This is a genomic window from Thermovirga sp., from assembly GCA_012523215.1.
Taxonomy (GTDB): domain Bacteria; phylum Synergistota; class Synergistia; order Synergistales; family Thermovirgaceae; genus 58-81.
Genome location: JAAYIZ010000328.1, coordinates 1 through 9,799, shown reverse-complemented (window position 1 = coordinate 9,799; position 9,799 = coordinate 1). Strand labels below are relative to the sequence as shown.

Sequence of the window (9,799 nt, the reverse complement as noted above, 5' to 3'; positions counted from 1 at the left end):
GGCTTATTATCGCCGGCGATGTGCTCAAAGCGGGTCTTGCCGCCAGCAGCGGAGGGGCCGACGCGGCCTATATCCCCTTGAGCATCGCGATAAAGCTCGAGGGGTCGTGGGCAAAAGTGCCGATGCCTCCTCAGCGACTCTTTGGAGGGGTGGTAAAAGGCGGAAGTACCGAAAGAGCCCTGTTATTTTTTGATTTTCTGTTCACATCGGCCGCTGAGGGTCTGTTCAGGGAAGCAGGGTTCGAGCCGGTTACGAACTGATCGGCCATAAAGATGGAACGGGCCCTCCTTATCAGCCTGAAAGTGCTGGTCATCGATGTCCCCCTGCTGGCCCTGCTCGGGGGGGGCCTGGGGTGGCTTTTGGCAAGGAAGGTGTTCCATGGACGGGAAGCGCTTTCCCTCCTGGTTCAACTTCCGATAATCCTGCCGCCCTCGGTGCTGGGGCTCTACCTTCTCCTCGTTCTGGGGCGGATTGATTTTTTCCGGGAGGCGGGATTCCTCTTCGCTTTCCCGGCGGCTGTTCTTGGAGCGCTTTTGCCGTCGTTGCCGATCATGGTACAGGCATCGAGGGCGGCCTTCGCCGGGGTGGACAGGGAGTTGGAGGAGGCGGCCCTGACCCTGGGCAGGGGGCCCGGGGAGGTTTTCCTCCGTATCACCCTCCCCTTGGCCAGGAGGACTCTACTGGTAGGGCTGGCCCTTTCCTCCGCCAGGGCCCTCGGCGATTTCGGGGTCACCCTTATGGTGGCGGGCAACATCCCGGGGAGGACCCAGACATTGCCTCTTTATATCTACGGCCAGGTAGAATCCCTCAACTTCGCCAAGGCTCACTTCGCAGCCCTCCTCCTGGTGGCCGTCGGTATTGTCAGCCTTTACGCCGTGAGGAAACTGGAGGCCGATGGCCATGAAAACCTGTCTTGAAGCCGAGATCAGGGAGAAATTGGGTGACTTCCAACTCGATGTTTCCTTCGACCTTGGAAGGGAGATAGGGGTCCTTTTCGGACCGAGCGGGTCGGGGAAAAGCCTTACCCTTCTGAATCTCGCCGGGTTGAGGTCTCCCGCGGAGGGGCGGATCGCCCTGGCAGGGCGGGTCATCATGGATACACGAACCAGGGTCTGGACCCCACCGCAAAAGAGAAGGATGGCCCTCCTGTTCCAGAACCTGGCCCTCTTCCCCCACATGACGGCCCTGGAGAACGTCCTCTTTGGATGCCCCGGCGGCACGACGACGGAAAGGCTGGCCAAGGCCAGAACATGGCTCGCGAGGGTGAGGCTGGAGGCCTTTGAAAGGCGTTATCCAGGCCAACTATCGGGCGGGCAACAGCAGAGGGTAGCCATCGCCAGGGCAATGGCCACGGATCCCGAGATGCTCCTCCTGGATGAACCTTTCAGTTCCCTGGACGGGCCACTGAGGAGAAATCTTAGGCGTGAGCTACGGGGCCTGCAGGCCGAAACGGATATCCCGATCCTTTACGTGACCCACCAGGTGGAGGATATCTGTGCGCTGGGGGATAAGGTCCTTTTTATAGAGAAGGGAAAATTATCCGGATCTCTCCTGGTCGATGAAATTCTCGAGGGTCCGGGCCGCATCTCTTTCTGGAGAATGATGGGATGGGGCAATATCCTGGAGGGGGAAGTCAAGGTCGGCGGTAAGGGTCGCCACTGCTTCAGCTGGGGTCAGGGAGAGTTGGCTCTGAAGGGGTCTCCCCGACTCGGGGGGGCCATCGCCTTTGTCAGCCCGGAAAAGGTGCGCTTCATCGATCCCAGGCTGCCGGTAGATGCCGAACTGGCCGATAACGTTTTCACGGGGAAGGTCGATGAGACTCTCATGGAGGGAGGCACTTTGCGCATGCACTTATTGACCGACCGTGGTCCATGGCAGATAGAAAAGAGGAACAGGGACGTTCCCCACAACTTGTTGCGGCCTGGCGGCATGGTGGATTTCGCGGTTCCGCCGGGATCGATAGAGTTGATCTATTTCAAAGGCGAAAAGGAGGAGATCAGCCTTGGACAGGGATCTGCTGAATCTCATTCATGATGAACTCCAGGAGGGGCGGTTCGGAGTCCTCTGCACCGTGACCGGTTCCGAGGGGTCGACCCCGAGGGAGCTTGGTGCTTCTATGTGGGTCCGCCCTGACGGATCCATTGCAGGAACCATCGGTGGCGGGATCCTGGAGTACGAAGTGATAAAAAAAGCCACCGCGCTTCTGGGCGCGCGATCGGGGCCCGCTATTCACAGGGCTCGGCTGAGGGAAGAGGAAAGCGACGGCGAGTCCGTGTGCGGAGGCGATATGATCGTCCTGATGGAACCCCTGGGAGTGGAGGCTGAAGTGGTGGTCTTCGGCGCCGGCCATGTCGGCAAGGCCCTTGCCGAAGCCGCCAGTGCGGCGGGTTTCTCCGTGACCGTCTGGGACGAAAGGGAGGATTACGCCAATGCCGGAGAGATACCCTTTGGGAGGGTAATAGCCTGCCCCTTGGGGGAAGTATTTGAAAGGGGGCTTGAACTGGACGATAGGTCCTATGTGGTCGTGGCGACCCGCGGTCACTCCCTCGATGCGGAAGTGCTCCGCCTGCTGGAGGGCAGGCCGATGGCTTATTTGGGACTGATGGGGTCGCGGAAGAAAATAGCCCATGTCAGGAAGAGCCTCATGGAACGGGGAGTATCGGAGGAATACCTCGACCGGGTTTTCCAACCGGTGGGACTTCCTCTCAGGGCCGAAACCCCGGGTGAGATAGCCGCATCCATCATCTCCGAGATCATTGCCGTTCATCGGGGCGGAGACATCGAAACCCTCAGGAGCCCTTATGCAAAGGAATCCGGACCGTTCTTCCCCAACCGGTTTCCCGGCAACGAGGGAGGCGGAGACTAGATCATGGACCGCAGGGTTATACCCATAGAAGAGGCCCTGGGAATGCCCCTTGCCCATGACTTGACCATGATCGACCCCAAAGGGGGGACCAAGGGGGCGCGGTTCAGGAGAGGGCATATTCTGCAGCCGGAAGATCTTCCCGTTATGAGGATGATGGGAAGACGGAACCTGTCCGTGATCGTCCTGGAACCCGATGAGGTGCACGAGGATGAGGCTGCCCTGGATCTCGCCAAGGCGCTGGCGGGAGATGGGCTCAAGATTACCGGCCCTGAAGAGGGAAGGTGCAGGCTCGTTTCGCTGGGTCGAGGCATTCTGCACTTCGACCCCGAAGGGGTGAGAAGGGTTAACCGCGACAGGGAGTGGTCCTTCGCCTGTTGCCCCTGTAACTCGGTGATCGAGGCCGGAAGTGTGGCGGCGGCCTTCAGGATTCTCCCCCTTTGCCTGAAAAGGGATTCATTGGAAAGGGCCGTCAAGGCGGCGTCACCCTTTTCGGTTATACCCTTCACTCCCATGAAGGTCGGCCTTGTTTCGACGGGGCAGGAGATTCTCGAGGGCTTGATCGAGGATAGGTTCCGCGAAAAACTGGAGAGGAAGCTCCTGGAACTGGGAGGCAGTTTTTCCGGCCAGAAAATCTGCGGCGACCGCGCGGCGGATATCGCCCTCGCTATAGATGACCTGCTGGAGGTAGGGTCCGACATCGTGATCTGCACCGGCGGGATGAGCGTCGATGCCGATGACCGCACTCCCGAGGCTATCGCCAACGTGGCGGAAAAGGTTCTCTTTCGAGGAGTCCCGGCGATACCGGGTTCGAACCTGATGCTGGCCGCGAAGGGTGGTTCATGGATAATCGGGGCTCCCGCCTGCGTAGCCCATGAAGAACGCACTTCCCTGGACCGACTTTTGATCACCCTTTCCGCGGGGCTTGGAAAGCAGGTGGATGTTTCGCTTTGGGGCGAGGGGGGCCTATGCAGAAAATGCAGGGTCTGCATTTTTCCTGAATGCGAGTTCGCCAGGGTGCCTTTTTCGAAAAATAAGTCCTTCAGATAATGAGTTTATATAGCTTGAGCGGGCGGCCCACACTGCTCATTTCGTATTCGAAAGAGGCTTCCCCGCTCTCCACGAGGTATTCCAGGTATCGCCTTGCCGTGGAACGGGATACCCCGGTGAAGGACCCGGCCTCATGAGCCGACAGGCACCTGCCCCTTTCTGCCATGCAGGTGCGCAGACGCTTAAGCAGCTTGACCTGGATACCCTTGGGGCATTCTTCGAGCCCGCCGGAAAAACCCCCTCTCAGGCCGGTGATGACATCGAGGTCTTTTTGGCGCCAGGGGTTGGTTCGCTTGGTCAAACCCTGGTGGTATCGGTAATAGGCAGCCAATGCCCTCTCCAGCCGATCCGTCGAAAAGGGCTTGATCAGGTAGTCGAAGATCCCCAGGCAGACACAGCCACGGACGATATCGGGGTCCACACCGCTGGAGAGGATCAACCAGTCGACCCGGGGATACTTGGCCCTGGCCCTCCTGAGGGAATCAAGGCCACCCCATCCTTCCAGAAAGATATCCAGGAGTACCAGGTGCACATTGCCTCGCGCCAGGCAACCCTCCAGTTCCAGGCCACTGGTCACGGTCTCTCTCAGTCGGAGGTTCTGTGTCCTGGAGAGGGCCACGGCGTACTGGTTCTGCAGCACCAGGGAATGGTCGGCGATGACACAGGAAAGGATCATCGGGGGATTTCTCCTCCGGAGTACAAAGGCAGGAATGCACTGTTCAATGGACCTGTTCCTCCTTTCCAAAAGGGAGGCGCAGCCGTTTCCAGCTACACCCTGTCGTCCGTCCCCCCTGGGATTCGAATCCTTTAGGATGGCCGGCTCGGAGAAACGAGTTATTCAAGTATTTCCAACATATTATAACCCACCCCGGCTTGCTTGGCAGGCCCACCTTGGATAACTTCTTCTTCCCGCCTCAGGAGACCCTGGAGGTGAGCTTTATCCATCCGAGGCGGAAGGGGGTGCCAATCGGGCCCATGTCCGCCCTCCCGGGTTGCTTCCACGAAAAAGATAAAAATACTGTATCATGACGACAGGGGTTCCCCTCACCTCGCTGTAAGCGGCTCTTTGAAAGGATCATCAGGAATTGCCGGTTGATGCAAAACCCTGGACGAAGGAGATGGTGTCGTGGAAACAAAAGGGATCCTGAAAAGGGCTGAGATCGAGTTCGACGTGGTATTGCTCCTCGTGGCGTCCGTGACGATGCTTTTGACAGGCGCCTTGCTCTTCCCGGTGTCGGTGGGCCTCCTGCCATATTACGAAAACGGACTTTACGGGCTTTTACTTTTTATCTTCGCCTTCCAGATGGTCGCCTTGGGGCGGACTCCCTTCGGTGATGCACCGCGGTCAAAGGCGCTCCTGGCGGCCGGAGTCGTGGTGGCCGGGATGGGGATAATCACCTGCTTCATCCCCGAAATCTTCAGCCGCATTCCACGGATTGTCCTGTCCCTATGCTTCGGCCTGGGGGGCGTAAGCCTTCTTGTCCAGATGGTCTTTTCCGAGGACAAGCTACCGAGATGGAGGCAATACGGAGGGATTTTCCGGCACCTCATCGCGAGCTGCGCCGCGGTCTATGTCCTGTCTGCCCTTATAGGGCTCCTTATATTCAGGAAGGACCTGCTTTCCACGCCGATGACCGCCGTCGTGGTCCTGCTGATGGGCTTCTCCCTGGCCTACCTCGCCATCACCCTTCAGAAGATATATGTCGCCTACCCGGAGGCGGTCCACGAGCCAGAAGGGGATTTGGATCTACCCGTTGGGAGGGTCACGATCCTCATGACGGGCCTTTTCTTGGTCATCCTCGGTGTGCTCCTGGTGCCCGTGAGCCTCGGGAAACTCCCTTTTTCAGGAAGCGCCCAGCTGGGCCTGCTGATGGTGAACCTGGCCATCCAGATGCTAGCCACGGGGGATTCCCCTATCGGTCCTTTCCCCCGGACATGGCTCATGATGATCATCGGCCTCGTGTTCGCCTCCCTGGGGGCGACATCATGCATCATCCCCGGAATTCTTGTGGCGCCGCTGACGCTCCTCATCGGCTTAATGAACATCCTCGGGGGAGTGTTGAATCTGAAGCGGATCCTGGTGCCCATTATCAAGGGTTCCAGCCAAGGGGTCGGGCCTGTTCCCCCGATCGTGGTCAGGCTGAACCTGGTCCAGATTGCCATGAATGTCGTATCGATCACCTTCGGCGTTTCCATGCTGGTCCACAACCTGATACCCCCCTTGATCATCGGGGTTGTACTGGCTTCCAACGGGGGGCTTCTTCTCTACCTGGTGCGCCTATTGTATGTGCTGGACGGGTTGCAGAAGGCGAGGTCGCAGCCGGCCTCCTGAGGGGCCTAGGGGGGATTGAAAAATAGCGAGGGTCCCTTTTGGGCTCCTCGCTAGGTCTTTCGCACCCAATCCTCACCTGGCTGCATGTTCCTTTTGTACGGTAGTTTTCCCTTCGTCCAGCGGCCCTTTGACGCATCGCAAAAGAGGTCCAGATCCACGATGCGCCTCCATAGATCGAAGGTGACCTTCTCCGTCGGGAGTGTCATCCCGATCCCGACGTTGTTGAAGACGAAGTCGAGGTGGTCCTCGAAGGAACGGGCGGCCCCCGCCAGTGATTGGACCTGCTCCGGCTTCGTGACATCGGTGGGCAGGGGGTGAACCTTGCCGGGATACGGGGCGTTCAGCCTTTCGGCTTCCTTTTTGAGGTTATTCTCTTTGATGGCGCCCAGGGCGCTTGCGGCGGCGCCAGCGACCGCGGCGACCTTGTTCCTGAAATAGTCTCCCATGACGGGCCTCCTCAAGCGTGGGCTTTGTCCACGGTTTTTCCCATCCTTGCCGCAGCCCGGAACCCGGACCCAAGGAGACACTTAATCGATAAGCGTTATCATTGTCGCAAGGACAGTAATGTGTTAGTATCCTTGGTGCCCGATGATCGGGCGTCCTCCGAGCCGTGTCCCCTCAGGAGTTTTGAACCGTGGGGAGCGGCCGATGGGTTTTCCTGGAAACGGGAAGGCCTCCCGCGCTTGGAAAGGAGGAGCGGTCCGCCGAAACATGAGGCCGTCTCCTGTATTGGGAGGCGGCCTTTTTCTTTGGGGGTGTCCTTTTGGACCGCAAGTTCAGAGAGCGTTGGTTTATGTTGCTCATGGGTTCCTTCCTGGTGGTCTATATTATCTGGCCCCTGGCGGGCATGTTCTTCCGGGCCGACTGGGGTATTGTCGCTTCCACCACGAGGGACAAGGTGGTTCTGGGGGCTCTCTGGAGGAGCATCTGGACGGCCGCCGCGGCGACGGGGATAATCGCTCTTTTCGGTACTCCCCTGGCCTATTTTCTGGCACGGCAAGAATTAAGGGGCAAATCGGTGCTCGAGGCGGTGATCGATGTCCCCATTATGGTCCCCCATACGGTGGCGGGCATAGCCGTCCTCATGACCTTCTCTCCCAAGGCTCCCCTGGGGGCGATGCTGGTCAGGATTGGGCTCTCGCCCGTCAACAGCCACCTGGCCATAATCTTGGCCTGCATGTTCGTCTCGATACCCTTTTACGTGGACGCAGCCCGTGACGCCTTCTACGGAGTGTCGCCCAGGCTCGAAAACGTCTCCCGTACGCTGGGCGCTTCCTTTCCTCACGTTTTCTTCAGGATATCCCTGCCTTTGGCGAAAAGAGGGCTTGTCTCCGGCCTGATCATGAGTTGGGCCAGGGGGGTGAGCGAGTTCGGCGCCATCGTCATCATGGCCTACCATCCGATGGTCGCCCCCACGCTGATCTACGACCGGTTCGCCACCTTCGGGCTGAAGTTCTCCACGCCCATCGCCGTGCAACTTATCCTGGTCTGCCTGGGCATGTTCGTGGTGCTTAGGGTCCTGGTATCGGGAAAGCGCAGGGAGGTCATCGGCGGTTGATAGGACTGGATGACCTTTCGATCGATCTTGGCGAATTCGTGCTCAACTCCTTCTCCCTCCTGGTGGATGAAGGGGAGTTTTTCATGGTCGTGGGGCCCAGCGGAGCGGGCAAGACGGTCCTCCTGGAGGCTATAGCCGGGCTGAGACAGCCCTCGGGGGGCAAGATCCTCGTCGGGGGACGGGACGTCACCGATCTTCCGCCGGAGAAGAGGAACGTCGCCCTCGTCTACCAGGACTACGCTCTTTTCCCCCACCTGTCGGTGGAAGAGAACATCCGCTGGGGGTTGAGGTTCGTCTCCGGCCCGGATAACCGCCACGTGGAAGGGCTCGTGAAGCTGCTGAGGCTTGAATACCTGCTCGAAAGATCACCGGAGACCCTCTCGGGCGGGGAACAGCAGCGCGTGGCTTTGGCGAGGGCGCTGGCGGTGAAGCCTTCGGTGGTCCTCCTCGACGAACCGATATCGGCCCTTGACCCGCGCTTCAGGGAGGACCTGCAGGACTACCTTTCCCGGATCAACAGGGAGGGTATGACCATCATGATGGTGACCCACGATTTCAATGAGGTCCTTTCCCTGGGGCACAGGGTTGCCGTCATCGTCGGGGGCTTCCTCCAGCAGGTGGGCGACGTCAAGACCGTTTTCCAGGAGCCCGCCAACAGGCTCGTGGCGGATTTCGTGGGAATGAAGAACCTCTTTCCTTCGAGCGTGAAGGGGAGGAAGGCCAGCCTTGAAGGGGGCCTGTCCCTGGTCCTGAACGGACAGAAGTCCTGCGGGGAGTGCCTGATCGGGATACGCCCCGAGGATGTGATGATAGGGCAGGACCTCGTCGAGGGGACGGAGAATGTATTTCCCGGCCGGGTGGTGAGCATAATCCCCAGGGGGATGGCCTTCGAGGTGGTTTTCGACATTGTGGGCCTGAGATTGACGGGGAGGATGCTCTCATCGGCGCTGGTCAGGGAGGATGTCCACCCCGGAGTGGAGTGCAGGGTGGGATTCTGCCCTGGTGCGATACACGTGTTTGACGAGGGTCATTAAATCTAACGGAGGTGTTGTGCAATGAGCAAGTTCAGGAGAAGTATGGTTTTGCTGATGGTCCTGTCCCTGGTCTTCGCTGCGACCGCTGCCCTGGCCGCCGAGAAGGTCATCGTCTTCCACGCGGGCAGCCTGTCGACCCCCATGGAGAAGGTCGAGGAGATTTTTGAAGCCGCTCACCCGGGCGTTGACGTTCAGCGCGAGGCCGGGGGAAGCGCGGCCCTGGCCAGGAAGATCATCGACCTGGGAGGGACCTGCGATGTCTTCATGTCGGCGGACTACATGGTCATCGAGGAAATTCTGCGCCCGGCGGAGGCCGACTGGAATATACTCTTTTCAAGCAACGCCATCGTGCTCATGTACAGCAACCAGTCGAAGTACAAAGATGAGATAAATAAGGACAACTGGACCGAGGTGCTCATGCGCCCCGACATCCGCTGGGGTCACTCCGAACCGGACCAGGACCCCTGCGGCTATCGAAGCCTCATGGTACTGCAGCTCGCCGAGATCTTTTACAAGGACAAGGACCTCTACGCCAGGGCCATGAAGCACCCCGAGAGAGCGGTGCGGCCCAAGGCCATCGACCTCGTGGCCATGGTGCAGAGCGGCGCCATGGACTACGCCTTTGAGTACAAATCCGTAGCGATGCAGCACGGCCTGGAGTACCTGGACCTGCCCGACGAGGTCAACCTGAAGAACCCCGATTTCGCCGAACAGTATTCTGCTGCTTCGGTGGAACTGGCTGGCAAGGAGCCGGGACAGACGATACTCGCCAAGGGCGAGCCCATCGTCTTCGCCCTTACGATCCCGCGGAATGCACCGAACAAGAAACGTGCCCTGGAGCTGGTGGAACTCATTCTCGCCAAGGACGGCGGTCTGAAGATCCTCGAGGAGATGGGGCAGGACACCGTTGGTCCCCAGACCTACACGCCGGGAGAAAAGATCCCCGCGGAGCTCGAAGCGCT

General features: G+C 59.3%; 10 protein-coding genes and 2 riboswitches. Of the genes, 8 read left to right on the top strand and 2 right to left on the bottom strand.

Annotation, left to right across the window (positions count from 1 at the left end):
• Positions 1-272: 272 nt before the first annotated feature.
• From modB to GX108_08640, 4 genes are read left to right on the top strand one after another with little or no spacing between them, the layout of a single operon-like run.
• Entirely contained in the window at positions 273-917 is a 645-nt protein-coding gene (modB, locus tag GX108_08655; GenBank protein ID NLO57092.1) for a molybdate ABC transporter permease subunit, read from the top strand.
• The gene (locus GX108_08650; protein ID NLO57091.1) at positions 901-2,034 is read left to right on the top strand and encodes an ABC transporter ATP-binding protein; all 1,134 of its coding nucleotides are present in this window, start codon (positions 901-903) and stop codon (positions 2,032-2,034) included. Before modB ends, GX108_08650 begins: the two co-directional genes overlap by 17 nt.
• A complete protein-coding gene (locus GX108_08645) occupies positions 2,003-2,866 on the top strand; it encodes a xanthine dehydrogenase (GenBank protein NLO57090.1) in 864 nt (287 codons plus the stop codon). Before GX108_08650 ends, GX108_08645 begins: the two co-directional genes overlap by 32 nt.
• Before the next feature lie 3 nt (positions 2,867-2,869).
• Complete coding sequence (locus tag GX108_08640; protein ID NLO57089.1) at positions 2,870-3,913, top strand: molybdopterin-binding protein; 1,044 nt, start codon at positions 2,870-2,872, stop codon at positions 3,911-3,913.
• On the opposite strand, the gene GX108_08635 is transcribed toward GX108_08640, so the two are convergent.
• Positions 3,906-4,589: a response regulator gene (locus tag GX108_08635; protein ID NLO57088.1), complete on the bottom strand. Its 684-nt coding sequence runs from the start codon at positions 4,587-4,589 to the stop codon at positions 3,906-3,908. The two genes, GX108_08640 and GX108_08635, sit on opposite strands and share 8 nt — an antisense overlap.
• 42 nt (positions 4,590-4,631) lie before the next feature.
• Positions 4,632-4,752: riboswitch (molybdenum cofactor riboswitch) on the bottom strand.
• 287 nt (positions 4,753-5,039) lie between these two features.
• On the opposite strand from GX108_08635, the gene GX108_08630 reads away from it, so the two are divergent.
• Positions 5,040-6,245, top strand: coding sequence for a hypothetical protein (locus GX108_08630; protein ID NLO57087.1), 1,206 nt, complete (start codon positions 5,040-5,042; stop codon positions 6,243-6,245).
• Positions 6,246-6,295: 50 nt separating this feature from the next.
• On the opposite strand, the gene GX108_08625 is transcribed toward GX108_08630, so the two are convergent.
• Complete coding sequence (locus GX108_08625; GenBank protein ID NLO57086.1) at positions 6,296-6,691, bottom strand: SDR family NAD(P)-dependent oxidoreductase; 396 nt, start codon at positions 6,689-6,691, stop codon at positions 6,296-6,298.
• A 145-nt stretch (positions 6,692-6,836) separates the two neighbouring features.
• Positions 6,837-6,955: riboswitch (molybdenum cofactor riboswitch) on the top strand.
• Between the two features lie 83 nt (positions 6,956-7,038).
• On the opposite strand from GX108_08625, the gene GX108_08620 reads away from it, so the two are divergent.
• From GX108_08620 to wtpA, 3 genes are all read left to right on the top strand, one after another.
• A complete protein-coding gene (locus GX108_08620; GenBank protein ID NLO57085.1) occupies positions 7,039-7,803 on the top strand; it encodes an ABC transporter permease in 765 nt (254 codons plus the stop codon).
• Positions 7,800-8,837: an ABC transporter ATP-binding protein gene (locus GX108_08615; protein NLO57084.1), complete on the top strand. Its 1,038-nt coding sequence runs from the start codon at positions 7,800-7,802 to the stop codon at positions 8,835-8,837. The genes GX108_08620 and GX108_08615 overlap by 4 nt, the downstream gene beginning before the upstream one ends.
• A 21-nt stretch (positions 8,838-8,858) precedes the next feature.
• On the top strand, positions 8,859-9,799 hold a 941-nt coding region (gene wtpA, locus GX108_08610; GenBank protein NLO57083.1), incomplete at its 3' end, for a tungstate ABC transporter substrate-binding protein WtpA.